A 25,091-nucleotide genomic window follows, 5' to 3' on the forward strand; every position below is an offset into this window, starting at 1 on the left:
GCCGAATTTAGACCAAAGGCCTCTCTCGGGCAAGGACAAACGACGGCTATGCCACGCCAATGGGCATCCGTCGTAGTACGCTATGTAGGTATTTTTCCGCGTATGCTGGAACCACCGACACCTTTCGACACGCGTCACGCGTGCGTCCTACGCGCGTCCAGCCACGAGAAGCTGTGGCGGTTCTGCAAGGGGAGAACGCGCCGGCAACGAGGGCGAACGCCGTCCCTTCAACGCAACGCGCAATCACCGCGACTCCACAGTTGCGAGCATGGCTGGGCCTGGATGTGACTCGGCAGACCCATAGAAGGGTTTCAGTTCTATTTCCAACGTTATCAGCGGCGTCAAACTCCGCCTCTCCGAGCGATAACCCACACCAGGGCTGCTCGGAGCTCTGCGCCTGGCGTCATGCGAGGAGGCGACGCACGGCGCCATGAAGCGCCGGATGTCGAGGGGCGGAGTGCGCCGCTCGCCCGCGCGTGCGTGTAAGGCTTCTCCTAAGCCTTCCCAGCCTTCCCAGCCGGGCGCTCACGACGTGACAGCGAGGGAGATCGCACGCCACGTCCGCGTGTCGCGGCATCCGTCGCAGCGCGTTGCCGTCATCGGGCCGTCACGGGGCGCTTTCTGGCCGACCGCCGCCGATCGGTTAGGCTTCCGTCCCCCTTTCGCGCAGAGCTTCCCATGCGTTTCACCGCCTTCTGGCTGATCATCGTCCTCGTCCTCAGCGCCCTGGCCCTGTACGTGCACCGGCGCGCCTCCCGGCTGCTCGGCCTGGGTGTGCGCGCCCGGCGCGCGCTCGCGTGCCTGCTGGCCGCCGGGATTGTCGGCATGACGGCCGCGCGGCTCGGGCGCGGCGCGCTGCCCGACGGGGTGCTCCGCGGGATGGGGCTCGCCGGCAGCACGCTCTCGCTCGGCGTCCTGATCTCCGCGGTCCTGCTCGCCGTCGTGGACCTCGGTCGGCTGATCGCCCGGCTCGGGGGCGCCGCGCTCCGGCGCGCGACGGCGGCCGCACGCGCGGAAGGCGGGACCAGCCGCCCTGCCGACGCGGCGCCCCGCCCCGCGGAGCGAGGGGCGCAAGAGGACGGCGACGCCGCGGCCCTGCCGCTCCCGCCGCCCGTCGAGCTCCCGACGCTCGCTCGCCGCGACTTCCTCGCGACCGGGGCCGCTGGCTCTGCCTTCCTCATCGGCGGCGGTAGCGCGGTGTATGGCGCGCTGCTCGGGCGACACGACTACACCATTGAAGAGGTCGCCATCCCGATACCGGGCCTGCCGCGGAGCCTGGACGGGTTCACCATCGTGCAGCTGTCCGACATCCACCTCGGGCTGTTCGTCGGCGAGCCGGAGATGCGCGCCGCCGAGGATCTCGTGCGCAAGGCCCACGGCGATCTCGTCGTGATGACGGGTGATCTCGTCGATTTCGATCCGAGGTACGCCGAGCACCTCGGGCGGCTCACGCGGAGGCTCGGCCCGCTCGCCCGTCATGGCGTCGCGGCGATCCCGGGCAACCACGACCACTTCGCCGGCATCGACGCGGCGCTGGGCGCGCTGGAGCGCGGCGGCGCCCGGGTGCTCAGCAACCGCGGGTGCGTCGTCGGTGGGTCCGGCGGCGCCTTCGCGCTGCTCGGCGTCGACGATGTGTGGGCGCGAGGGCGAGTCCCCGGCGGCGGTCCGGACCTCGGCCGGGCGCTCGCGGACGTGCCCCGCGATCTGCCGCGCGTGCTGCTCTGCCACAACCCCGTGTTCTTCCCGGAAGCGGCCGGCGAGGTGGCCCTCCAGCTCAGCGGCCACACCCACGGGGGCCAGGTCAACCTCCTCGTGCGGCCCGCCGATCTGGTGCTCCCCCACGGCTACGTCGCCGGGCTCTACCAGCGTGGCAGTTCGCATCTCTACATCAACCGCGGCTTTGGCACCGCTGGACCGCCCGCCCGCGTCGGAGCGCCCCCCGAGGTGAGCCGCATCGTCCTCGTCGCCGCCTGACGTCACGCCCGACACTGTCCCCGTCGAGCTCGCCTGGCGCCGGGCGAACGGACGGCCGAGCTCGGTGTTGATCTGCAGAGAACCGCCGCGAGCTCCCGGGCACTCGAGGGTCTTCGGGACAGGCATGTTCTCCGGTTCTTGATTCCCGTGCTGAGGGTGTTCACCCTCCGATGTGCGATGAGCGCAACACGTGCCACCGGTAGGACACGCGCGAACCGTGAGGCACGTGCACCACGCGCGATGCGCGCGACACATGCGGCACGTCGACACGCGCTGACCGCCTCGGGCCCTCGGCGGGCGCTCCTCCTCGGGATCGCGCTCGCGATCGGCGCCGACGGGTGCGCGCGAGCGCCGCTCACCGCTCCTCTCGGCCGTGTCGGCCGCAGCGATCCGCCCGCCGCCCGGCAGGAGCGCGGGCGCGGGCCGAAGAGCGCGCCTCCGCCTGCGCCGGAGCCTCCGCCGCACGCGGACGAGCCCGAGCTCATCGAGCTCGAGGTCCCGGACTTCGGCCCCGCGGTGGTCGTGACGCCGCGGGGCGTGGGGCCGCGGCCCCTGCTCGTGGTCGCGCACGGCGCCGGCGATCGACCCGAATGGCACTGCGACATCTGGCGCGGGATCGTGAGAGGGGCCGGGTTCGTGCTCTGCCCGCGCGGCAAGCCGATCGACGTCCGTACGCCGGACGCCGGGCGGATCTTCTACTATCCGGACCATCACGCGCTGAGCCGCGAGGTCGCCGCGGCGGTCTCGGCGCTGTCGGCGCGCTTCGGGGATCGGGTGGATCTCCGCGACCCGATCTACGCGGGGTACTCGCAGGGGGCGATCATGGGCGCGCTGCTCTTGCCCGGGCATCCCGCCCGCTTCGCGCGGGCGGCGTTGATCGAGGGTGGATACGGCAGCTTCGACGAGTGGACGCCCGGCGCCGCCCGGCGCTTTCACGGCGGCGGCGGGGCGCGGGTGCTGCTCGCGTGCGGGCGGGCCGACTGCGCGGCGCAGGCGCGCAGGACGCGGGAGGTGCTCGAGCGCGGCGGCGTCACGGCGCGCGTCGTCCACGCCGTGGGAGCCGGCCACAGCTACGGCGGCCTGATGGAACGCGCGCTCCACGAGGCGTACCCGTGGGTCGTCGAGGGCGATCCCCGCTGGCTCGACGGCGGAGACGCGCCGCCCACGGACGGGGCCGCGACGACGGGCGAGGCCGCGCCGCCCAAGGACGGGGCCGGGCCGACGGGCGAGGCCGCGCCGGCCGGCGAGGCCGATGCCCGCTCAGCAGGAGGCGGCGGCGATGCTGCGCGCGCGCTCGGCCAGCCCCTGGACGACGGAGTGGAAGCTCCGCAGCTGCCTCACCTTGCCCTCGCCGAAGCGCCGCTCGATGCCGCGCCGGAGCGCCGGCACCCTGGCGGTCCCGCCCGTGCAGCACACGACGTCGATGTCGTCGAACGACAGGCCCGCGTCCGCCACCGTCCGGTCGAGCGCGCCGAGGATGGCGTCGATCTGCCGCTCGCTTCCGGCCTCGAACTCCTCCCGAGCGATGCGCTCGCGGATGTGCATCGACGGGTACTCGAAGTGGAACTCCGTGGCCGCCTCCCCGGACAGCGCGCACTTGCTGCGCTCGATCTCCTCGAAGAGCCGGAAGGCCAGCGAGTCCTCCACGAGGCAGAGCAGGTGGTCCATGCGCTGCCGATCCTCGGGCCCGAGGGACCACGCCTTCACGTCGCGGAGGAAGGTGAGGACATCGCGGTGCTGGAGCACCGTCATGTCGGCCGGTGAGCAGAGCTTCTCGGCGATGGATCGCGGCATGGTCAGCTGGTTGGAGCCGAGCGGGACGCGGTAGGTGACCTCCGCGCCGAAGTGGCGGGCGATCTTGTGGCGCATGAGGCTGCCGTCGAGCGCGTCCCCCGCGACAGAGACGCCGCCGAGCGACAGCACGTCGGACGGCGAGAACCCCTCCGGCCGCATCCGGACGATCGTGTAATCGGACGTCCCGCCGCCGAAATCGGCGACGAGCACGACGGCCCCGCGATCCAGCTCCAGGTGGAAGTCGTGCGCCGCGGCGACCGGCTCGGGGCAGAACGACACCTCGCGGAAGCCGGCGATGCGCGCCGCCCGCTCGAGGCGCTCCTCGGCGAGGCGATCGTCCGCCGGCTCGGTCGAGAACTTCGCCGGCCTGCCCAGCACGACCCGCGCGACGTCGGCGTCGAAGTGGCGGTTCGCCTGCTCGCGCATCTCCCGGAGGAAGCGGCCGATCAGGTCCTCGATGGTCACGACCCGGTGGCCGATCTGCGTGCCGGAGAAGCTGCGATCGGGGAGGTATTTCTTGATCGAGCGGATGAAGCGGCCCTGCATGCCGTTCGCGACGAAGTCGCTGATCGCCGCCGCGCCGCAGGAGAACCGCGCCTGCCCGAAGAACAAGAGGCTCCGGAGGACGGTCGGATCGGCCGCCGCGGCGTCGAGCGGGATGGGCGGGCAGGTCGCCTCCGCGCTGGCCGCCGCGAGCAGCGAGTTGGAGGTACCGAAATCGACGGCATACACCTCGGGCCTGAATCGTGCGGACATGATCTCGCCTCCTCGTGGGGTGCTTCGCGAGCACGCGGATCTCGCCGATCCCGCCGCCTATTTACAAGCTATCGAATGCATGAGAAAATGCTGGCGGGCTCGCGGGATGAGCAAAATCTGCCGCCCCGCCCGCTCTAGAGCGGTTCCCACCCCCTCTGATACACGCGACGCAGAGCGGCGGTCTCCCGCACAGGAGACGGGTCCAGATCGGCGTTTTCGGCGCGGAAGCGCACTCCTGTGCGCTGAGCACCGAAAACGACGAGATGGGCCCGTATCCGAAGCGGGTGACCGCCGCTCTACGACACGCGGGTCACGCGCCGCAGCGCCACGGCGAGCACGATGAGCGCGAACAGGGTCGGCAGGGCGATCACGCCGACGTCGAGCCAGCCGAGCCAGTCGGCCGGGTCGAGGCCCACGGCGGGGATCGGCAGCGCGAACGCGTTGTAGGCGGCGGCGCCGAGCGCGAGGACACCGCACGAGACGAACAGCCACACGAGCGCGCCCAGGAGGCCGCTCCCCAGGCGCTCCATGGCCGGCGCGCTCCGCCAGCGGCCGACGAGGACCCGGAGGGTGGCGACGAAGGCGATGAAGGCCAGCGCTCCCGCGGCGCCCGCGGCAAGGAGGACCTCGCTCTGGCTGAGCGCCCGCCGCTCGGTGATGCCGTAGACCCTGCGGAGGACCATCGCGGCGCTGGTGAAGACGGCCGCGCCCGCGGCGAGGCTCACGGCGATGGACAGCAGCGACGCAACGGGGCGAGCGCGCCGCGCCTTGCGTGTCACGTCGTCCGCGCTCTGGCCCTGCGCGTTCGGGATGACGACCGTGGCCCGCTCGTCGTTCGGGGCGCCTTCGGTCACCGCGACGCCCACGCCGAGCGCGCGGGAAGGCGCGAGCGGATCCTGCAGATCGAAGTCCGCGAGCAGGCGATCGAGCTCCTGGGCGGACGGCGGCCGGTCCTCGCGCGCCCGGGCCATGGCGCGCTGGATCAGCGCCTCCAGCCCCTCTGGGATGGTCTTGTCGATGTCGCGCGGGCGCCGAGGATCCTCGGTGAGCAGGCGGAGCATGGTCCGCGTCGGCTCCTCCTCGGGGAAGGGCCGCTCGCCGGTCAGCATGCGGTACAGCACGGCGCCGACCGCGTAGATGTCGGCGCGCGAGTCGACCTCGGCCGAGCCGCGCGCCTGCTCCGGCGCCATGTACTGGGGCGTGCCGACCACCGAGCCGGTGCGCGTGAGGTCGGCGCCGTCGAGCACCTTGGCGACCCCGAAATCGAGGATCTTCACGTGGACGCTGCCCCCTTCGCGCCGGACGAGGAACAGGTTCGACGGCTTGAGGTCGCGGTGGACGACGCCGGTCGCGTGGGCCGCGGCCAGGCCGCGGCAGACCTGGCGCGAGATCGTGATGGCGGTGGGGAGCGGCAGCTTGCCAACCTGGTCGAGGAGGCCACCGAGGTCCTCGCCCTTGAGCAGCTCGGTCACCATGCACGGGCGCCCGTCCTTGAGGCGGACGATATCGACGACGTCGATCACGTGCTCGTTGCCGACGCGCGCGATCGTCTGCGCCTCGCGCTCGAAGCGCGCCATCGCCTCCCGGTGGCTGGCGAAGTGCTCGTGCGGCACCTTGACGGCGAAGCGCTTCGGCAGGCGGATGTGCTCGGCAACGTAGACGCGGCCCATGCCGCCCGCGCCGATCACGCCGGTGATGCAGAAGCTCCCCGCGAGCAGCTCGCCGACCATCGGATCGGTCGCGGTCACGCCCTGGAGCTCCAGGGCCGTCGCGTCGATGGGGCAGACGAGGAAGTCGAGCGGGTACCGGACGCCGCACACGGGACAGCGTCGGGTGGGCCTCTCCGGGGGTACCTGCTGCCGTGCCTGGTCCGGGGCGGCTTGCCTGGCTAGGTCGGCCATCGACGGCGAGTCTAATCGAGAAGCGGGTTCCGAGCGCGACGGATCGGCCCCGCCGGGGGCTGACGCAGGGCGACGCCGGAGAAGCCCGCCGGCGGCCGCGCGGCGGCCTGGCGGCGTCGGCGGCGCGTTCTGGCGTCACGCGGGCATGGCGTGGAGGCCCTCCTGGCCGGGCCTCGTCGCGTCGATGCCCACCCGTGGGGACCTGTCGCCTTCGCTGGCTGCGCCGAGGGGCGGGTGGTCCAAACCAGCGAGCGACCGCCGGAGCCCCCGTGCCCACACGGCATGCGCCGCGATCTGCCCGTGATCCGAGCGGGTCTGATCGCCGTGAAAGTGGAAGTCTTCAATGGCCTCCCTCCTGTCCTCCTGGGGGCACCCTGGATCGCGGACACCGGTAGACACGTAACCCCACAACGTCCGTTCGAGCCGGCAAAGAGGGGAATCGCGACACGGAGGACGGGTATCGATCAGGGCCTGATAGACCCTTCATTTCGTCGGCATTTTTAGAGAAATATTGAACAGGGAGGCGGGGAGACAGGGAGATTCATGGGATTTTATTCCCCTTCTCCCCGCCTCCCCGCCTCCCCGTGACTTCTCCCGGACTATTCGAGGGAATGCTTCAGGAGCAGGACACCTCGGCGCTCAGGCCGGGCCCGAGCCCGCTGCGGGCGCGGCTTCAGCGCGCGCATAACGCGACGAACGTGACGAACGTGACGAACGTGACGAAGGAAGCTTGAGGCGCGAGCGTTGTGCTGATGGGCCCGCTGGGGTATAGCGAGCTTCGATGGCATCTTCTCACGGCGCCCCGACCGATGTCGCCTCGGTCCTCCGCCAGGTTCGCAGGCCCAGGCGGGCGGTCGTCACCGCAGGCATGCCCTACGCCAACGGGATGTTGCACCTTGGGCACCTCGCGGGGGCGCACGTCCCTGCGGACATCCACGCGCGGTGGCTGGGCCTGGTCATCGGCCGCGAGAACGTCCTCTTCGTCTGCGGCACCGATGATCACGGCTCCGCCAGCCAGATCGCAGCGCGGCAGGCCGGGGTGCCGATACGCGAGTTCATCGACGGCATCCACGAGAAGCAGCGCGCGAGCCTCCGGCGGTATGACATCGATCTCGACGTCTATTCGGGGACCTCTCGGCCGGAGTGCTTCCCGATTCAGCAGGAGCTCGCGCACCGCTTCCTCCGGCGCCTGCACGAGAACGGCCTGCTGGAGAAGCGCACGAGCAGCCAGTGGTTCGATACGGAGCTCCAGTGCTTCCTCCCCGACCGCTTCGTGCGCGGGCGCTGCCCCAATCCGAAGTGCGACAACGGCGACGCTTACAGCGACGAGTGCGATCGCTGCGGTCACCAGCACTCGCCCTCACAGCTCGGCAGTCCGCGCAGCGCGCTCAGCAACGCCACGCCGGTGATGCGCGACACCGCGCACTGGTGGCTCGACATGTGGGCCGTGTCCGAGACGCTCCGGGGCTGGATCCAGGGCAAGCAGGGCGCGTGGCGCCCGGCGGTGCTCGCGGACGTGCTGAACACCGTGATGCCTTCGCTCCGCTTCGAGGCCGACCTCGCCCCGGCGTACAAGGAGATCAAGGCGTCGCTGCCGAAGCACAAGGCGAAGTTCACGCAGGATCGCAAGGTCCTGCTGCAGCTCGGCAGCAAGCCGGAGATGGAGGAGGCGCGCGCCGCCCTGGCGGGCCACGGCGTCCCCAGCGAGCCCGTCGAGGACTGGGCTCACCGCGCCATCACCCGCGACGTCGCCTGGGGGCTCTCCCTGCCGGTGGATCTCGATCCGGAGCTGGCGGGCAAGACCCTCTATGTCTGGCCCGACTCGCTGATCGCCCCCATCGCGTTCTCGCAGGTCGCGCTCGCCCGGAGGGGCGTCGATCCGGCCCGGTACGTGGACTTCTGGTGCGATCCGGAGGCCAGGATCTACCAGTTCCTCGGCCAGGATAACGTCTTCTTCTACGTGCTCATGCAGGGCGCGATGTGGCTCGGTACGCAGCCCGATCCGGGCCGGCTGCCGGCGCCCGGCGAGCTGCAGCTCACCGACGTCCTCGGGTGCTTCCACCTGCTCGTCGGGGGCGACAAGATGAGCAAGTCGCGCGGAAACTTCTTCACCGCCGATCAGCTCCTCGACGAGAAGCGGTATTCTGCGGACCAGATCCGTTATTACCTGGCGCTGCTCGGCCTCGCGGAGAAGCCGTCGAACTTCGATTTCGCCAAGCTCGACGAGCGCAACCGGTTCCTCGCCGGGCCGCTCAACGCGGCGTTCGAGCGGCCGATCTCGGCGGCGCACTCGAAATTCGATGGGCGCGTGCCCCACGGCGCGCTGCTCGACAAGGTCGTCGCGGACACCCTCCGCATCGTCCAGCGCTACGTGCGCGCGATGGATCGCGCCGACTACCCGACGCTGCTCTTCGAGATCGAGAACTACGCGCGCGTCATCAACAGCCTCTTCGCGCAGTTCAAGCCGCACGACGATCGGCACCCGGAGGAGGGCCGGCGCGACGCCCTCTTCTCCTCGTTCTACGTGCTCAAGAACCTGATGATCATGCTCTACCCGTTCGTCCCGACCACGATGGATCGGCTGCGGGAGTCGCTCCGACTCCCACCGGACGTCTTCCGCCTTGAGGAGCTCGGCACCCCCATCCCCGCCGGGCACGCCATCGGCCCCAAGCAGGTCTACTTCCCGCCGGTAGCGGAGGAGTAGGAGGCGGGGGCGTCGTCACGCCACTACCTGCACGATCCGGCCTCGATCGAGCGCGGGCGCACCGAGGTGTTCTGGATGCTGTTCGGGTCGGTCACCGCGACCTCGCGACCCCAGCCGGTGAGCCCCGCGAAGGTCCCGTTGGTCGTCATGTCGAACGGCCCGTCGTTCTGACAGTCGCTGTTCTTGACGGCGCCCCACGACCAGGCGAGCCACCCCACCTCGAGCTCGACGCTCTTGGCCAGGAGCGTCTTGTACTCGAACGGGTGCTTGCCGCACTCGTACACGGCGTGCTGCGCGAACTCGCCGACCATCAAAGGCAGGTTCAGCGCCACGGACTCCTGCAGCTCTTTCGTGATCGTGGCCGCGCTGCCGTCCGTCCACCACATGTGGACGCTGAGCAGGATGTTCGGGTCGTGCTTGACGAGCGCGGGGCCGACGGCCTGCAGCTGGTCGATGTTCTGCCCCCACTTGGAGGCGTCGATGACCAGCGGGACCGTGATGCCGGCGGTGCGCATCCGGGTGATGGCCTGCTTGTAGCCCGCCTCCCACGCGGCGTTGTCCACCTGGTCCCCGACCTCGTTGCCAATGTTGACGAGCAAGCTCTGCTCATGTTTCTTGATCACGGCGACGACATCCGCTCTCGTCCAGTAGTCGACAAGGCTCGGCAGGAGATCCCATTTCCCCGTGGCGTCGTGGAGCTCGACGATCGGAATGAGCTTCTGGGCGAGCGCGTTCGTGATGGCCTGATCGAGGCCCGCCGAGGACTCCGTGGCGAGCCAGACGATCCGCACCGCGTTGGCGCCGGTCTTCGCGATCTCCGCGAACTCCGGCAGGCCGTCGGGCCCCGACGACAGCCACACGACCATCTCGTTGATGCCCCGGAGCAGCACCTTCTCGCCGCAGCGGTCGTAGAGGAAGCGGCCGCGCACCGAGAACCCCGGCGACTCCTGGTCACCCCCGCCCCCGGCGCCCGCGCCCGATGTGGCGCCGCCAGCGCCAGACGTGGCGCCGTTGCCCGAGGTGGCGCCGCTGCCCGAGGTGGCGCCCGACGTAGCGCCGCTGCCCGAGGTGGCGCCGCCAGCGCCCGACGTGACGCCGCTGCTCGACGTGGTGCCGTCGGCGCCGGACGTGGCGCCGGTGGCCCCGCCCGCGCCCGACGCGCCGCCCCCCGCTCCGGTCGTCTCCTGCCCTGAGCCCTGCTGGTCGTCCGAGCCGTCTCCGCACCCCGCGGAGAGGCCCAGCGCCATGAGGGCTGCTCCGGTCCAACCAGCCACCGACCCATGAAGAACGCGCATCGTGATCTCCTTCTGCCTCTCTCCTGATTGCACCTGGCGACGTCCGGCTTCGACCCTGCGTGACCGCACGGTGAATCCTTCTCCTTTTGCAGGTCGGCCAGATCCTGCACGCCGCGCAGCACCGCGGGCGGCGCGCAAATGACGCCCTGCATGGCCAGGCCTGGGAGGACCCCACGGCGAGAGGACCTATTCCGTCCGCGGGCCCACGAGAATTAAGGAACCAAGAAACCGCGGACCGGGGCTCACCAACGACTCCTACGACATGGCCCGAGGTACGCGGGAAGCGCGGACAGGAAACCACTTAATCGGTTCATTGTCCAGCGCCTTGAAGGGCGACGCGGGGTCTCGATGTCTGTGCTGGGATGGACGCGCTTCGGAGCTCGCAGAGACGACCAATCTCGTGAGCTGGCCCCTACTTTGATTAACCGGTAAAGTTTTCACTGCGGCGTCGAGCGCGGCGTGGGAGATCTCGTGGCGCGATGCGCCGAGACGATGAGGTCACGCGCCGCGGGCGCTGCGTGCATTCAGGCGGCGCGCGGGCGCACGCCGTAGCCGGCCCCACGCACGGCCTCGACGAGGGCGTCGACGGGCGCGCTCGCCGGATCGTGCTGCACCACGACGATGCCCTCGCGCAGGCGCACGTCGACCTTGGCCACGCCGCCGAGCTCGCGAAGCGCGCTGTCGATGTGGCGGACGCAGGACGGGCAGCTCATCCCGTCCACCTGGAGCATGGTCTCTTTCATGGCGTCTTCCTTTCGGCGGCCCACGGGCCGCTCACCCCCGGAGACGCAGCCATCGGGGTTCATTACACCGCGCAGGAGCCGCAGCGTCCGTCAGGGGAGCCGGAGCAGTCCCAGGACCACGAACATCCAAGGAGCTGTCGACCGGGTAGGCGATCACCATCGATCTGCCCGAGCTGAAGGCGGGTGAGCTCAAGTTCGGGTGCAGGATGGGCATGCTCCAGGGCACCATCACGTCGCGCGGAAGGCGTGACACGCGGACAGAAACCAGCCGCGCGCGGGGGAGCGCGCTGTGCGTCAGAGGTCGTCCGCCAGCGATCCACGCCACGCCCGCCTGCCGTGGCGCTGCGGGCGGGTCGCGCGTCGCGCGTTACCAAGGAGCGGCGGGCCTGCGCTGGAGCACCGTGAGGCGCTCGAGTCGCGTCCCCATGGTAGAAGAGGCCCCTGGAGGACAATCCGCGGACCGCCATCGCTTTGGCCGAGGCTCCGCCGCTGCCCGTGAATCGGATGGCTCGCCCGACCCGAACGCTGCTTCGCGCGCTCCGCTCCGCGCCCTCAGCCGACGCACGGCGACCGCTCGCCGGAGAGCAGATCGAGGGTGCGCTGGGCCCCAAAGCGAGGAGCAACGCGGCTATCTCCAGGACCGGAAATCGTTGGCCGCCTGGGCAGGAACAGGAAGAACAGGCGCCACCGCCACGCCAGAGCGCTCCGTCGCCGCGGCCGCTGGTCGAGAGACGCTCGACATCCCGGTCGAACCCGTTCACAATGCCATTAGATTTGAAATTGATTTTCAAAATCTGACGGGGCCCATGGTTTCCAGCGTTCCTCCCCAACTTGACGTGAGCTTCCCCGAGGTGGACTCGACCGGCAGCGTGACCAGCGCGGATGCCCCGGCGCGCGACGCCAGCGCCGCTGCTCCTGCAGGTCCGCTCTCGGAGGTGCGCGCCGGTGAGCGCGTGATCGTGGTCGAGGTCGGCCTCGACGCCGAGCTCGCCGGGTGGCTCGGTGCGATGGGGCTCGGCCCCGGCCAGACGCTCACGTCGATCCGGCGCGCGGCGTTCGGCGGCCCGCTCCACGTGCGCACCGGGTCGGGCGGGGAGCTCGCGATCAACGCGTCGCTCGCGCGCTCGATCCTGGTGGCGCCCCTGACCTCGCAGCGGCGGGTCGGATGACCGCCTCGCTCGACTTCACGAGCACAGGCGCAGGCCCGGAGCGCCTCCCGGTATCGGCAGAGCGGCCGCTCATCGCGCTGCTCGGGCGGCCGAACTCGGGCAAATCGTCGCTGTTCAACCGGCTGACCGGGGGCAGCGCGCACGTCGGCAACTTCCCGGGGATCACGGTCGACATCCTCACGGCCGACGTCCGCCTCGCGGGCGGGGCCGTCGCGACGATCGCGGATCTCCCCGGGCTTTACTCGATCGAGGCCGTCGTCGATCCAGCGACGGACGAGGGCGTCGCGCGCCGCTTCCTCGACCGCTCCGGCGAGGGCGGGCGGCCGCGCCTCGTGGTCCAGGTGGTGGACGCCACGCAGCTCGCGCTCGGCTTGCGGCTCACGCGTGAGCTCGTGCGGCGCGGGCTCGCCCCGCTCGTCGTCGCCACGCAGCGCGACGTGCTCGAGGGCGAGGGGCGCGGGCTCGACCTCGGCGCCCTCGAGCGCGCCATCGGCCTGCCCGTGCTGCTCGTGAGCGCGCGGGACCCGGCCGCGCGCGGCGTGGTGCTCGACGCGGCGGCCGCGCGGCTCGACGCGATCGCGTCGGGCGACGTGAAGCCCCCCGGCGCCGCGGCGTGGGATCCGGATGAGGTCGCGCGCGCCGCGTACGTCGAGCCGCCGCGCCGGGACGCCGCCGCGGAGCGACGGAGGACGTTCACCGCGCGCGCGGACGCCGTGCTGCTCCACCCGGCGATCGGCCCGGTGCTGTTCCTCGGGCTCATGGCGCTCCTCTTCGCCGCCGTGTTCCTCGTGGCCACCCCGGTCACCGAGGTGCTCGACGCGGCGATCGGTCAGCTCGGCAACCTCGTGTCCCGCGCCCTCGGCGGGGGGCTCGCCGCCTCGTTCGTCGTCGACGGGCTGCTCGGCGGCGCGGGGACGGTGCTCGCCTTCATGCCGCAGATCGTGATCCTCACGATCGCCATGGAGCTGCTCGAGGCGAGCGGGTACCTCGCGCGCGGCGCCTTCCTCGTCGACCGCCTGCTCCAGCTGATGGGGCTGAGCGGCCGGGCGTTCCTCCCGCTGCTGATGGGGCACGCGTGCGCGGTGCCCGCCGTGCACGCCACGCGCATCCTCCGCGACCCGCGCGAGCGGCTCACGGCGATCCTCGTCCTGCCGCTCATGGCCTGCTCGGCGCGGATCCCGACCTACGCGCTCCTCCTGACGACCTTCTTCGCAGCCCACGGCGCCTGGGTGCAGGCGCTGCTCTTCGTCGCGCTCTACGTCGCCGGCATCTTCTCCGGGCTCGTCGCCTCGCTCTTGCTCCGGCGCACGGCGACCCGCGGGCGCTCGCTCCCGATGGTGCTCGAGATGCCGGCGTACCGCAGCCCCGAGCCGCGGCTCGTGGTCCGCAAGGCGGGCCAGGCGGCGTGGCGGTTCACGCGCGACGTCGGGACCGTGATCCTGGCCGTCTCGGCCGTGCTGTGGGTGCTCTTGAAGGTCCCCATGCCGGGCGCCGCGCCGCACGAGCCTCCTGCCGCCGCGGCCGAGGGCGGGGCGACGTCGCTCGAGTCGAGCATCGCCGGCAGCGTGGGGCGCGCGCTCGAGCCGGTGACCGCGCCGCTCGGGTTCGACTGGCGCATCAACGTCGGCCTCATCGGCTCGTTCGGCGCGCGCGAGGTCATGGTCGGGACGATGGGGGTCATCTTCGGCGTCGAGGACGCGGACGACGAGCCCGCGCCGCTCGCCGAGCAGATCCGCGAGGCGAAGCGCCCAGACGGGACGGTCGCGTACTCGTCGCGCACCGGGCTCGCGCTGCTCGCGTTCTTCGTCCTGGCCTGCCAGTGCATGAGCACCGTGGCGGCGATCCGGCGCGAGACGAAGTCGTGGCGCTGGCCGGCGTTCGTCCTCGGCTACACCTATGCGGCGGCGTACGTCGCGGCGCTCGTCGTCTACCAGGGGAGCGGGCTGCTCGGGATGCCGTGAGGCGGCGCCGCTCAGGGCGCCGGCGCTCCTGGCCCTGGCGAGCAGGAACAGATCGGCATCCGAGGAGGTCATGCCGAGGGACATGACCGCGTCGACCCTTCAGGCGGCGCGGCTCTCGTGCAACAATCGGTCGATTCCGGTGGGGGCCACGTTTTCGGCAGAAGAGATCGAGGCGTCGATCAGCCGCGACGAGGAGGTCGCCTGCGCGGCCTCTCTCAGCCCATGCGCTCGCCGCGAGCATTACCCGGCGCCGGGCGAGCTCATGGCGCGCGCGGCGCCCCGCATCGCGCGCGTGGCCGATCTCGACGAGCTCGCTGGGCTCCTGCTCGACCAGGCGATGGAGCTCGGCGCTCGCGCTGCCTACCTGCTCCTGACCTCCGAGGACACCGGCGAGCTCGAGCTCCATTCCCACCGCCACGTGCCCGCCGACATCTGTCTCTGCCTCGCGCGGGTGGCGCGGGGCGCGCCGCTGCTCGATGAGTGGGCGGCGAGCTCGGGTCGGGTTCAGGTGATGAGCGATGTGCGCTCGCTCGATCCGGGTCCGTCCATGACGCGAGAGCTCTGCGCGCGGACCGACACGCAGAGCGCGGTCTCGATGCCCCTCTGCGTCCGCGATCGCTGCCTTGGCGTCCTCTCCTTTTGCCTGCCCCGCCCCTACCCCCGCGCCGGCGTCGATCTCGACGCGCTCGCCGCGCTCTTCGCGATCGGCCTGGACAGCGCCCTCGCGCGCGAGGGCAGGGCACGGACCTCAGACCGCATGGCCCAGGAGCTCCGGCGCGCAAGTCACCTGGAGAGGGCGCTCCGAGAGAGAGAGCAGCGCTTTCGGGCGATCTTCGACGGGGCCCTCCAGTTCATCGGCCTGCTCTCGCCGGAGGGCATCGTCCTGGAGAACAACCGCACCGCTCTCGAGTTCTGCAGGGCCACGGAGGCAGAGACGATCGGCCAGCCGTTCTGGGAGCTGACGGGGTGGAGCCCCGAGCACAGGGAGCGCGTCCGCGCCGCCGTCGCCGAGGCCGCGGCGGGCCGGCTCGTGCGAGATGAGATGTACGTGATCGGAGCGAGCGGGCGGCGCTTCATCGATTTCTCCATCAAGCCCGTTACCGACGACCGTGGCAGGGTCGTGATGCTCATCCCCGAGGGGCGCGACATCACCGAGCGCAGGCAGATGGAGCAGGCGCTCCGCGAGAGCGAGGAGGGCTTCCGGCTCACCTTCGAGAACGCGCCCATCGGCATGGCCATCGTCGGGCTCGGCGGGGGATTCATCCGCGTCAACCACGTCTACTGCGAGATCGTGGGCTACTCGGCGGAAGAGCTCTCGAAGCTCCGCTTCCAGGACATCACCCACCCCGACGACGTGGACACCGACGTGGGCCTGGTCGAGCGGCTGCGCCGCAGTGAGATCCCGCGCTATCAGCTCGCCAAGCGGTACATCCACAAGAACGGCACGACCATCCACGTCGTCCTGCATACGTCCGTGGTGCGTGATGAGACGGGCGAGCCCATCCACTACATCGCCCAGGTGGAGGACGTGACGGCGCGCAAGCAGGCAGAGGAGGAGCGGGAGCGCCTGCTCGCGCAGCTGGACGCCGAGCGGAGGACGCTGCGGACCGTCTTCGACAGCACGCCCGTCCCGCTCCTGCTCGTCGATCGAAGCGGCGCAGAGCGCCTGATCGCCAACCCGCACGGGCGAGATCTCACCGGGGGCGCGGAGGACCGGGCGCAGTGCGTCGGTCGCGTGAGGCGCCCGGACGGCACCCCCCTCCTGCTGGACGAGCTGCCGTCGAGCCGGGCGATGCGCGGCGACACACTCACCGGCGAGGAGCTCCTCGTCGCCAAGGCGGACGGCTCATGCCGGACCTTCCTCGTCGCCGCCGCGCCGCTCCGCGACAGCGCGGGGATGATCACCGGCGCCATCGTCGCCGCCGAGGACATCAGCCCGTTGAAGGAGCTCGCGCGGATGCGCGAGGAGTGGACCAGCGTCATCGCTCATGACCTGCGCCAGCCGATCACCACGATCGTCCTCAAGGCCGCCATGCTCTCGAAGCAATCGCAGTCCAGCGACCAGGCAAAGCACATCCTGGCCAGCGCGAGGCAGCTCAACCGGATGATCGACGATCTGCTCGACGTCTCCCGCCTCGAGTCGCACCGGCTGGATCTCAGGCACGCCGAGGTCGATCTCCCGGCGCTCATCCGGGCCACGGTGGAGCGGACGGCCGACGCGACGAGAGGACATCGGGTCGACGTCGAGGTGCTGGACGGGGTCCCGCCGCTCCTGGCCGATCCCGGGCGCCTGGAGCAGGTGCTCACCAACCTGCTGTCCAACGCGGCCAAGTACGGCGCGCCCGAGACGCCGATCAGGATCGCCGTGGAACGGCGGAGCGGCGAGGTGTGCGTGGCGGTCGAGAACGAGGGGAAGGGCATCGCGCCGGACGAGGTGCCGAGGCTCTTCACCCGCTATTACCGGACGCGCGAGGCGAAGGCAGGAGGCGCCGCCGGGCTGGGCCTCGGGCTCTACATCGTGCGGGGGCTCGTCGAGGCCCACGGGGGGCGGATCTGGGCGGAGAGCGCGCCCGGGAAGACGACCTTCCGGTTCACGCTGCCGCTGTCCTAGCGGCGAAGCGCGGAGAGGATCGCGACGAGCGGCGGCTCGCTCGGAGAGCGCGCGCGGACCGCCTCGCACGCCACCTCGATGAGCTGCGCGCGCGTCCGCTCCTTCTTGCGCTCCCGGAGCCCCGGTGCCTGGCCCTCCGCCATGCCCGCAGGCTACCACGCGCAGGATCCAGGTGCCCCTTCTTGACAAATGCCACTAAGGCGCACATTCTTTCCCCATCGCGGCTCCCCGCCGATTGGAGCGATCTCGGGCGATCGAGCGATCGGCGCGCCCATGGCCGTTGTCCGCCGGAGGATGCGGGGGAGGCGGCCCTCACAGGATCCACGAGGAACACCATGGAACACGACAAGGTCGCGCTCATCACGGGCGCAAACCACGGTATTGGGCTCGAGCTCACGCGTCGTCTGCTGTCGGAGGGCTTTCAGGTCATCGCGCTGAACCGCTCGGGGTTCCCCGAGGACGATCCCCTGATACGGGAGAGCCTCGAGCGCCGGAGGCTCCGTGTCCACACGGCAGATCTGTCCGATTTCGAGGGCCTCAGGCGGGTGCTCGGCGCGATCGAGACGAGCGAAGAGAAGATCGACGTGCTGTTCAACAACGCTGGCGGCAGCGTCCCGGAGCTGACGTTCTCCAGGCAAGGCCGTGAGCTGCACTTCGAGCTCCAGACGGTGGTGCCGTACGTCATCGCGATGGAGCTCAGAGGGCTGCTGCAGAAGGGGGACTTGAAGACGGTCGTCAACACGTCCTCCAATGCGTTCGAGATGACGAGGCGCTTCGACCCCGACGCCCTCGAGCGCCCGGCGTCGTTCAAGCAGCTCTTCGGCCCGTACGCGACCTCCAAGCTCGCGCTGTCCCTCTGGACGCGTGAGGTGGCGCCGCTGCTCGAGGGGGATGGGATCAAGATCCGGAGCGTGGATCCTGGGCCCAACAACACGTTGAGGAAGGGAAAGCGATCGGGGCTGCCGTTCTACGTGGAGCCGCTGATGAGGTTCCTGTTCCCGCCCCCGAGCCACGGGGCGTCTCGGCTCTACGAGGCGGCGTTCGGCGCGAACCGGCAACTCTCAGGCGTCTATTTGAAGAAGGACCGCGCGATGGATCTCCCGTTCCGAGAGCATGGCCCGAGGGTGCTGGAGAAGGTGCGATCCATCCACGAGCGGGAGTTCGCCGCCCGCTGATGTCCTCTACAGCGGTTTCCGCTCACCTCTGCACCATGCAGAGCAGAGCGGCGGTCACCCGCACAGGAGACGGGCCCAGATCGGCGTTTTCGGCGCGCAAGCGCACTCCGGTGCGCTGAGCACCGAAAACGTCGAGGTGGGCCCGTCTCCGAAGCGGGTGACCGTCGCTCTAATCGCCTCTCGCCAGGTGGGGGCACATCACATCTCCTCGAGCTCCTTGCCCTTCGTCTCGGGGATGAAGGCGACGACGAACACCAGCGAGGCCGCCGCGGCGGCGGTGTAGAGCCCGTAGGCGATGCCCAGGCCGGCCGCCTTGAGCGCGGGGAAGGTCGCGCTCACGAGGAAGTTCGCCAGCCACTGCGCGGCGGCCGCGATCGAGAGGGCGAGAGCGCGGATGCGGTTCTCGAACATCTCGCCGAGCAGCACCCAGGTCACCGGGCCCCAGGACGCCCCGAAGCAGAAGACATACAGGTTGGCTGCGAGCAGCGCGGCGGGGCCGGCGGCGCCCGTCAGGACGGGGTTGCCCGCGGCGTCCTCGCCCGCGGCGCCGAACACGGCCGCCATGGCGCCGAGCGTCAGCGTCATGCCGATGGAGCCCGCGATGAGCAGCGGCCTGCGCCCGACGCGATCGACGGTCGCGATGGCGACGAGGGTGGTCACGATGTTCGTGACGCCGGTGATGACCGTGATGGCAAGCGAGCTTCTCTCGGAGAACCCGACCGCCTGCCAGAGGACGCTCGAGTAATAGAAGATGACATTGATGCCCACGAGCTGCTGAAACGCCGAGAGGCCAATGCCGATCCAGACAATGCGGAGCAGCCCGGCGCGCCCGCGCAGATCCGCGAGCCTGGGCCGGCGCTCGGACGAGAGCGTCCTCTGGATCTCGACGAGCTTCGCCTGGGCGGACGCGCCGAGGAGGCCACGGAGCACGACGAGCGCCTCGTCCACATGCCCCCTCGCCACGAGGTGGCGCGGGGACTCGGGGATCAGCAGCGCGCCGAGCCCGTAGAGGAGCGCCGGTGGGATGGCGCTCCAGAACATCCATCGCCAGGCCTGTGCCCCGAGCCAGAACGGGCTCGTCGCCGAGCCCGCGGACGTCGCGATGGCATAATCGCTGAGCAGGGCGACGAAGATGCCGAGCACGATCGCGAGCTGCTGGAGCGATCCGAGGCGGCCGCGCAGGTGGGCCGGCGCGATCTCCGCGATGTAGGCGGGGGCGACGACGCTGGCCGCGCCGATGGCCATGCCGCCGAGCACCCTCCACGCGCTGAAGTCCCAGGGCGAGATCGCCGCCCCCGAGCCCGCCGCGCTGACGACGAACAGCAGGGAGGTCGCGATCATCGTCCGCGTCCGGCCGTAACGGTCGGCCAGCCTGCCCGCGAGCACCGCGCCGGCAGCCGCGCCGAGCAGCGCCGAGGACACGGACAGGCCCACGGTTCCCGGGTGCGCTGTGAATACCCGCTCCAGCGCGCCGACAGCGCCGTTGATCACGGCGGTGTCGAACCCGAACAGGAAGCCACCCAGCGCGGCGACGGACGCGATCAGGGCGATCCGTACCGTCGAGAGGGGCTCCTCGCCGCGTCCATCCCCCTGCTGCGCTGCGGGCTCTGCCATGCCCCCGGGGAACCACGAACCGTGCCGCCGGCCGCCTCGGTGCGCCGACGAGCGCGGGCATGACCAGCTACGGCGCCGCTGTCGGCGCCGCCACGATCGCTTCGAGGCGGCCGAGCACCACCTCGAGCCGCTCGATCGTCGCCTTCAGGTCGGCCCGGTAGGCTCGATCGTCGGTGTGGACCAGCTCGTCTCGCATCCCCACGAGCCGGGTCGAAAGGGCCGTCCTTGTGTCATCCGCTTCGCGGTCGCTGAGCTCGAGATGAAGCATGCTCATATCTCCTCCTGACGCTGGGCATGTACCTCAGACGAGCGCTCGTTCACGGGCGCTCCCGCGCGGCTGTTCGGGCCGCCGGCCGGCGCCTCTCTTCTGCTCGCTCGACTGACGTTCGCCGCTGCTCCTTTCGACAGTGCACGAGGTTTGCGCTGCCCGAGGACCGAGGGGGAACATGGTGACGCGACGCCTCGCTGTCATCGGCCGCGGCGATCGAGCAGCGCTTCGGCCCGTTCGACACGCGGCAGCAGGCCGATGAGCCCGTGGACCCGAATCGCCTCGATGACCTGCAGCGGGGCGCAGAACATGCAAGCCAGAGGCGCGTAGCCGCGGCGAGGGCACACCGCAGGACGGGGGAATCATGCCGACGCTAGGACCCGAGGAACGTGAACGGTTTACACAGCAGGAGAGCCCGATCGCGCCGATATCGGGCGCGCGGCGCAGGCCAGAGGAGGAGCGGGAGGCGCCGCGGATCGTGCTCGGCGGCTCGCTCGCCGAGGTGGTGTGCGGCGCGGGGACGATCGTCCTCGCCATCCTCGGGCTGACGGGGTTCATGCCGGGAGAGCTCACCTCGATCGCCACGATCGTCTTCGGCGCCGCGCTGATCGCGCACGGCGGCGCGATCGCCTCGCGCTTCGGCGCCCTGGCACGCACCACGGCGCCCGTCGAGTGGGACACGCGCGCCGAGCTCGGCGGCGGCATGGGCGCGGAGCTCGTCGGCGGCGCGGCGGGCATCGTGCTCGGCATCCTCGCGCTCCTCGGGCTCGCCCCCGGGGCGCTGACGTCGGTCGCGGTGATCGTCTTTGGCGGCGCGCTGCTGCTCAGCGGCGGTACGACCGCGGACCTCGGCGCGCTCGACGTGCGCGGCGCGCACCAGCACCTCGCCCACGTCGCTCGTCAGGCGGCGATGGCCGCCGCCGGCTTGCAGTCGCTCGTCGGCGCCGGAACGGTCGTGCTCGGCATCCTCGCGCTGGTCGGCATCCATCCCATGCTGCTCACGCTCGTCGCCCTGCTCGCGCTGGGGTCGGCGATCGTCACGAGCGGATCGGCCGTCTCGGGGCGCGCGGCCGCGGCGCTTCGACGCTGAGCCCGGCCTCGTAGAAGGGGCTGCGAGCGGCCTCTCCACGGGCGTGTCAGGGCCCCGCGCGCTTCCGGATCGACCTGGCCTCGAGATAGATGTGCTTCACATCGGGCCGCTGGCTCCGTATCCGCGCCTCGATGCGCTCGATCGCCTCCGCCACCCCAGAGGCCGTGAGCGCGGGGTCGAACTCGATGCGCAGCACGACCAGGACGTCATGCGGACCGAAGTGCATCGTCATCGGTCGCCCCACCTCCGACACGCCAGGATCCGCCTTGGCGAGCGCGCGGATCGCGACAAGGAGATCCCTGTCCGCGCTCTCCCCCACGAGGAGCCCATGGCTTTGCTGTGCGAGGAAGATCGCGACCGCCGCGAGCACGAGGCCGATACCGATCGACGCCGCACCGTCGAAGTAGGGGTTTCCCAGGCGGTGCCCGAGCCAGACGCCGAGGAAGGCGATGGCGAGCCCGGCGAGCGCCGCGGAGTCCTCCAGGACGATGGTGAACGTCGTCGGGTCCTTGCTGGACCGCATCGCCGCGAGGTAGCCCTGTCCGGCTTTCTTCTTGAACTCGTGGACCGAGATGGCGAGCGACGTCCCCTCGAAGATCGCCGCTGCGCCGAGGACAACGTAGTTCCACGTCGGCTCCTCGATCGGGCGCGGGCGCACGAGGTGCAAGATCCCTTCATAGATCGAGACGCCGCCGCCCGCGGCGAAGATCATGAGGGCGACGATCAGCGTCCAGAAGTAAAGCTCCTTGCCGTGGCCGAACGGATGATCGGCGTCGGCCGGGCGGGCGCTCCGGCGCTTGCCGAGCAGGAGGAGGAGCCCGTCTGCGGTGTCGACGAGAGAGTGCACCCCCTCGGAGAGCATCGCCGAGCTGCCGGTCACGGCGGCGGCGATGAACTTGACCGCTGCGATCACCACGTTGGCCCCGATGGCGCCATAGATGGCGATCCTCGACTCTTCCCTCATGCACCGCCGATCCTTCCAGCGATGTGTAGCCGCGCCAGGCGCCCTCCTGTCGTGAAGGTAGAGCCCTGCCGGCACGGCGGTCTCACCGACGCGACCGTCGCTGGAGGAGCGCGCAGGCTTGATGGGGAAGGCCGTCGAGGCAGGACGCCGGGGCTGCTGGCTAGCCCACCGATGTCGGCCCGATGACGGCAGCAGACGATGGGGATCGAGGGCTGCTCTGCTTCTCGACGGTGATGAGCAGTTCGAAATTGGCGTGCGGCACGGTCATCCCGGCCAGCTTGCCTCTTCGGCTGTCAGCATTGTAGTCGAGCACTCCGACCCGTCGCCACGGGGACTCGGAGCTCGGGCGCTGCCAGACGACGAAGTGCGTGCTGCCGGCCTCGAGCCGCTCGGGCGGCGAGAGGTGAACGACGTTCACCAGCAGCCGTGTGGTCGCGGCGTCAGCGTCGATGTCGGCCGTGATGTGCGCATCGGCGCCGGGCGCGAGCCGCGTGCCCTGAATGGTCTGCTCGCTCGGGCCGCCACAGCCCGCGAGCGCCAGGCTCGCGAGAAGACCGAGCGTGAGCCCTAGCCGGCCGCCGGTTCGTCGTCCCATGTCAGCGTGCTTCATATCGCCACCTCGATCGCCTCTCTGCTTCACGGCGGACCCGCTGTCCCCCTCGGGCGTCGCGTCCGGGCTGGCCGGTGCCACAGCCTCTCGGCCGCATCGTGGCAATTTGAGCAAGCATCGTGCCGTGGTGGGATGTGCATCGGCGGGTGGCGGAGAAACGAGGACATCCACGACCGCGCGACCGCGCTGTTCCAGGACGCGCTGGGGGGCCCTCACGGGCGCAGGGCGACGCGGGACCGTCGCTGCTGCGCGCCTGGCTGCCCAACCTCACGCGGCGGCTGGAGGCCCGGCCGCCCGCGTCGCGGCGGAGCTCGTGAACGCCGGCTCACCGGCGTGGGGAGCGCTCCCCATGTCCGGCGGCCCGGACGCGCGGCCTGAGGGCGCCGCAGGTCGCTCGGCGCGTGCACAGCTGATATAGCTCCGCCCAGGACATCGCAATGAGTGCCACCACGACTGCTCAGCCTCCCATCGTCTTCATCACCGGTGCCTCCTCCGGCTTCGGCGCCGCCATCGCCCGACGCTTTGCCGGCCTCGGCGCGCGCCTGGTCCTCGCCGCCCGCCGCTACGAGCGCCTGGAGGCGCTCGCGGCGGAGCTCTCGGACAGCCGCATCGCCGGCCCGGCTGGCGCGCGCGCGCCGGCGATCCACCTGATCCGGCTGGACGTCCGCGACCGCGACACGGTCAACAAGGCCATCGCCGAGCTCCCTCCCGAGTTCTCCGAGGTGACCGTGCTGGTCAACAACGCAGGCGGCGCGCTCGGGCTGTCGCCGGCGCACCAGGCAGATCTGGACGACTGGGAGGAGATGATCGACACCAACGTCAAAGGCTTACTTTACTGCACCCGGGCGCTGCTGCCCGGCATGGTGGCGCGCGACCGCGGGCACATCATCAACATCGGCTCGGTCGCCGCGGAGACGCCATACCCCGGGAGCAACGTATACGGCGCGTGCAAGGCGTTCGTCGCCCAGTTCTCGCTGAACCTGCGCTCCGACATCCTCGGCAGTCGGGTCCGCGTCACCGACATCGAGCCCGGCATGGCGGAGACGGAGTTCTCGGTGGTGCGCTTCAAGGGAGACGAGGAGAAGGCCGCCGCCGTGTACCGCGGCGTGAAGCCGCTCTCGGCCGAGGACATCGCCGAGTCCGTCGTCTGGTGCGCGATGCTCCCGGAGCACGTCAACGTGAACCGGCTGGAGCTGATGCCCGTGATGCAGGCGTTCGCCGGCTTCGCCGTCAAGAGGAGCTGAGGCGCGCGGCGCACACGCAGCACGCCGGCTCGATATCCCCGCACGCGCCTCGTAGGCTCGCCACGGTCGCCACCCGATAGCCACTCGCCGTGCCCCTGTTTGCGAACTGAGCGGGGCTGACCCTGCGCATGCGCAGGGCAGCGCCGCGGCAACGGCGGCCCGACTGCTGGTACAAGCCGGCCTGGCTGCTGGGACAATGGTCATCGTGAGACGCCTCGTATCTCACGCTCCATCGGTCAATTCAACGGGGCAGTACAATCGTTCACAAGAGGCACTGTTTCCAGTGCCGAGAAGCATCTTCGCGAGCATGAGAAGCTGCGTTTGAATCAGTCGTGTTCTTGTTATGTTCTTCGTCAGAGGGCCGCCGAGCCATTCGGCCCGGGTTTCCCACGAAGAGCCAGACTTCCGAGGCGTACCTCGACCGCTTCCGGGAGAAGTCGACGAAGACGGGCCAGGCGCGCCGGTTCTCGATCGAGCCAAAGCTGCTCCCGCTCCTCTGGGTGATGTACGCCGAAGCTGGCGGGAAGGGGCGCGTCGTCGAGGACATGCCGGAGGTGACGAACCTCTCCCGGCGCCTCCGCGAGCACCTCGAGCGTGCCGGCGTTACGCGGCACGACCTGCTCGCGAACGACAGGACGCGGAAGCCGATCACGCTCTGCGACCTGCGCGCGACGGGCATCCCCTGGATGGCCGTGCGCGGGGACGACCCGCTCAAGCTCAAGAGCCGGGCCGGCCACACGTCGTTCACGACGACGGACGGCTATCTCCGCGAGGCCGAGCAGGTACGCGACGGCTTCGGCGAGGCGTTTCCTGGATTACCGACTGAGCTGGTCCGTCCGCTCGGCGATTCGTCCACGAATCGTCCAGCGAAGCAACTCGGTCTTGATGAGGATCACGAAATCCTCAATGTTTCATTGGTGGGCCATGAAGGACTTGAACCTTCAGCCAATGGATTAAGAGTCCACTGCTCTACCAATTGAGCTAATGGCCCGAGTGAATTGTCAAACCGACTGAACCTGGAACGGCTCCCGGGATCTCGCCGGAACGCTTGAGTCGCCCGTTGAGCCCGGCACGCCCGGCCTGATTCGAACAGGCGACTTTCGGATTCGAAGTCCGACGCTCTATCCAGCTGAGCTACGGGCGCTCCTGCGCGCCCCTCGGCGGGGCTCGCGGAACGCTTCTAACCGCACCGGCGGCGATATGTCAAGACGTTGTAGC

General features: G+C 70.5%; 17 protein-coding genes and 2 tRNA genes. 8 read left to right on the forward strand and 11 right to left on the reverse strand.

What is annotated here, in order from left to right:
- Positions 1–678 precede the first annotated feature (678 nt).
- Positions 679–1,974: a metallophosphoesterase gene (locus WME79_RS44345; RefSeq protein ID WP_437528083.1), complete on the forward strand. Its 1,296-nt coding sequence runs from the start codon at positions 679–681 to the stop codon at positions 1,972–1,974.
- Positions 1,975–3,234: 1,260 nt separating this feature from the next.
- Here WME79_RS44345 and WME79_RS44350 read toward each other — a convergent pair.
- Both WME79_RS44350 and WME79_RS44355 read right to left on the reverse strand, forming a co-directional pair.
- The gene (locus WME79_RS44350) at positions 3,235–4,524 is read right to left on the reverse strand and encodes an Hsp70 family protein (RefSeq protein ID WP_437528086.1); all 1,290 of its coding nucleotides are present in this window, start codon (positions 4,522–4,524) and stop codon (positions 3,235–3,237) included.
- Between the two features lie 296 nt (positions 4,525–4,820).
- Entirely contained in the window at positions 4,821–6,344 is a 1,524-nt protein-coding gene (locus WME79_RS44355; protein WP_437528089.1) for a serine/threonine-protein kinase, read from the reverse strand.
- A gap of 862 nt (positions 6,345–7,206) precedes the next feature.
- Between WME79_RS44355 and WME79_RS44360 the strand changes: the two genes are divergently transcribed.
- A complete protein-coding gene (locus WME79_RS44360; protein ID WP_437528092.1) occupies positions 7,207–9,129 on the forward strand; it encodes a methionine--tRNA ligase in 1,923 nt (640 codons plus the stop codon).
- Positions 9,130–9,152: 23 nt separating this feature from the next.
- Here WME79_RS44360 and WME79_RS44365 read toward each other — a convergent pair whose 3' ends face one another.
- On the reverse strand, positions 9,153–10,424 hold the full coding sequence (locus tag WME79_RS44365; RefSeq protein WP_437528095.1) for a cellulase family glycosylhydrolase: 1,272 nt from the start codon (positions 10,422–10,424) through the stop codon (positions 9,153–9,155).
- 524 nt (positions 10,425–10,948) lie between these two features.
- The gene (locus tag WME79_RS44370) at positions 10,949–11,167 is read right to left on the reverse strand and encodes a heavy-metal-associated domain-containing protein (protein WP_437528096.1); all 219 of its coding nucleotides are present in this window, start codon (positions 11,165–11,167) and stop codon (positions 10,949–10,951) included.
- An 806-nt stretch (positions 11,168–11,973) separates the two neighbouring features.
- Here WME79_RS44370 and WME79_RS44375 point away from each other — a divergent pair.
- From WME79_RS44375 to WME79_RS44385, 3 genes are all read left to right on the forward strand, one after another.
- Positions 11,974–12,336 (forward strand): FeoA family protein, encoded by a 363-nt coding sequence (locus tag WME79_RS44375; RefSeq protein ID WP_437528099.1) that lies wholly within the window; start codon positions 11,974–11,976, stop codon positions 12,334–12,336.
- Positions 12,333–14,297 (forward strand): ferrous iron transporter B, encoded by a 1,965-nt coding sequence (gene feoB / locus WME79_RS44380; RefSeq protein ID WP_437528101.1) that lies wholly within the window; start codon positions 12,333–12,335, stop codon positions 14,295–14,297. The genes WME79_RS44375 and feoB overlap by 4 nt, the downstream gene beginning before the upstream one ends.
- A 70-nt stretch (positions 14,298–14,367) precedes the next feature.
- Positions 14,368–16,908, forward strand: a complete 2,541-nt coding sequence (locus WME79_RS44385; protein ID WP_437528104.1) for a PAS domain S-box protein — start codon at positions 14,368–14,370, stop codon at positions 16,906–16,908.
- Here WME79_RS44385 and WME79_RS44390 read toward each other — a convergent pair.
- Positions 16,905–17,051: a hypothetical protein gene (locus tag WME79_RS44390; protein WP_437528107.1), complete on the reverse strand. Its 147-nt coding sequence runs from the start codon at positions 17,049–17,051 to the stop codon at positions 16,905–16,907. The genes WME79_RS44385 and WME79_RS44390 overlap by 4 nt on opposite strands.
- A gap of 192 nt (positions 17,052–17,243) precedes the next feature.
- On the opposite strand from WME79_RS44390, the gene WME79_RS44395 reads away from it, so the two are divergent.
- A complete protein-coding gene (locus WME79_RS44395) occupies positions 17,244–18,083 on the forward strand; it encodes an SDR family NAD(P)-dependent oxidoreductase (RefSeq protein WP_437528110.1) in 840 nt (279 codons plus the stop codon).
- A gap of 198 nt (positions 18,084–18,281) precedes the next feature.
- On the opposite strand, the gene WME79_RS44400 is transcribed toward WME79_RS44395, so the two are convergent.
- Both WME79_RS44400 and WME79_RS44405 read right to left on the reverse strand, forming a co-directional pair.
- Positions 18,282–19,697 (reverse strand): sugar porter family MFS transporter, encoded by a 1,416-nt coding sequence (locus WME79_RS44400; RefSeq protein ID WP_437528113.1) that lies wholly within the window; start codon positions 19,695–19,697, stop codon positions 18,282–18,284.
- Positions 19,698–19,764: 67 nt separating this feature from the next.
- Positions 19,765–19,971, reverse strand: coding sequence for a hypothetical protein (locus tag WME79_RS44405; protein WP_437528116.1), 207 nt, complete (start codon positions 19,969–19,971; stop codon positions 19,765–19,767).
- Between the two features lie 358 nt (positions 19,972–20,329).
- On the opposite strand from WME79_RS44405, the gene WME79_RS44410 reads away from it, so the two are divergent.
- Positions 20,330–21,055: a hypothetical protein gene (locus tag WME79_RS44410; RefSeq protein ID WP_437528118.1), complete on the forward strand. Its 726-nt coding sequence runs from the start codon at positions 20,330–20,332 to the stop codon at positions 21,053–21,055.
- Between the two features lie 46 nt (positions 21,056–21,101).
- Here WME79_RS44410 and WME79_RS44415 read toward each other — a convergent pair whose 3' ends face one another.
- Both WME79_RS44415 and WME79_RS44420 read right to left on the reverse strand, forming a co-directional pair.
- On the reverse strand, positions 21,102–22,019 hold the full coding sequence (locus WME79_RS44415; protein ID WP_437528121.1) for a cation diffusion facilitator family transporter: 918 nt from the start codon (positions 22,017–22,019) through the stop codon (positions 21,102–21,104).
- A 160-nt stretch (positions 22,020–22,179) separates the two neighbouring features.
- Positions 22,180–22,614, reverse strand: a complete 435-nt coding sequence (locus WME79_RS44420) for a hypothetical protein (protein WP_437528123.1) — start codon at positions 22,612–22,614, stop codon at positions 22,180–22,182.
- Positions 22,615–23,066: 452 nt separating this feature from the next.
- Between WME79_RS44420 and WME79_RS44425 the strand changes: the two genes are divergently transcribed.
- A complete protein-coding gene (locus WME79_RS44425; RefSeq protein WP_437528125.1) occupies positions 23,067–23,873 on the forward strand; it encodes an SDR family oxidoreductase in 807 nt (268 codons plus the stop codon).
- Positions 23,874–24,788: 915 nt separating this feature from the next.
- Here the strand turns inward: WME79_RS44425 and WME79_RS44430 are convergent.
- A tRNA-Lys gene (locus tag WME79_RS44430) sits at positions 24,789–24,864 on the reverse strand.
- 79 nt (positions 24,865–24,943) lie between these two features.
- Positions 24,944–25,017, reverse strand: a tRNA-Arg gene (locus tag WME79_RS44435).
- Between the last annotated feature and the right edge of the window lie 74 nt (positions 25,018–25,091).

Origin of the sequence: Sorangium sp. So ce726 (assembly GCF_051521405.1) — a bacterium.
Classification (GTDB): Bacteria; Myxococcota_A; Polyangia; order Polyangiales; family Polyangiaceae; genus Sorangium.

Excerpts from the sequence above, each read along its gene's own strand:
- feoB (WP_437528101.1), top strand. The coding sequence starts at position 12,333 with ATGACCGCCTCGCTCGACTTCACGAGCACAGGCGCAGGCCCGGAGCGC.
- WME79_RS44395 (WP_437528110.1), top strand. The coding sequence starts at position 17,244 with ATGGAACACGACAAGGTCGCGCTCATCACGGGCGCAAACCACGGTATT.
- WME79_RS44350 (WP_437528086.1), bottom strand. The coding sequence starts at position 4,524 with ATGTCCGCACGATTCAGGCCCGAGGTGTATGCCGTCGATTTCGGTACC.
- WME79_RS44360 (WP_437528092.1), top strand. The coding sequence starts at position 7,207 with ATGGCATCTTCTCACGGCGCCCCGACCGATGTCGCCTCGGTCCTCCGC.
- WME79_RS44385 (WP_437528104.1), top strand. The coding sequence starts at position 14,368 with ATGCCGAGGGACATGACCGCGTCGACCCTTCAGGCGGCGCGGCTCTCG.
- WME79_RS44420 (WP_437528123.1), bottom strand. The coding sequence starts at position 22,614 with ATGGGACGACGAACCGGCGGCCGGCTAGGGCTCACGCTCGGTCTTCTC.
- WME79_RS44410 (WP_437528118.1), top strand. The coding sequence starts at position 20,330 with ATGCCGACGCTAGGACCCGAGGAACGTGAACGGTTTACACAGCAGGAG.
- WME79_RS44365 (WP_437528095.1), bottom strand. The coding sequence starts at position 10,424 with ATGCGCGTTCTTCATGGGTCGGTGGCTGGTTGGACCGGAGCAGCCCTC.
- WME79_RS44400 (WP_437528113.1), bottom strand. The coding sequence starts at position 19,697 with ATGGCAGAGCCCGCAGCGCAGCAGGGGGATGGACGCGGCGAGGAGCCC.
- WME79_RS44345 (WP_437528083.1), top strand. The coding sequence starts at position 679 with ATGCGTTTCACCGCCTTCTGGCTGATCATCGTCCTCGTCCTCAGCGCC.
- WME79_RS44415 (WP_437528121.1), bottom strand. The coding sequence starts at position 22,019 with ATGAGGGAAGAGTCGAGGATCGCCATCTATGGCGCCATCGGGGCCAAC.
- WME79_RS44390 (WP_437528107.1), bottom strand. The coding sequence starts at position 17,051 with ATGGCGGAGGGCCAGGCACCGGGGCTCCGGGAGCGCAAGAAGGAGCGG.
- WME79_RS44425 (WP_437528125.1), top strand. The coding sequence starts at position 23,067 with ATGAGTGCCACCACGACTGCTCAGCCTCCCATCGTCTTCATCACCGGT.
- WME79_RS44370 (WP_437528096.1), bottom strand. The coding sequence starts at position 11,167 with ATGAAAGAGACCATGCTCCAGGTGGACGGGATGAGCTGCCCGTCCTGC.
- WME79_RS44405 (WP_437528116.1), bottom strand. The coding sequence starts at position 19,971 with ATGAGCATGCTTCATCTCGAGCTCAGCGACCGCGAAGCGGATGACACA.
- WME79_RS44375 (WP_437528099.1), top strand. The coding sequence starts at position 11,974 with ATGGTTTCCAGCGTTCCTCCCCAACTTGACGTGAGCTTCCCCGAGGTG.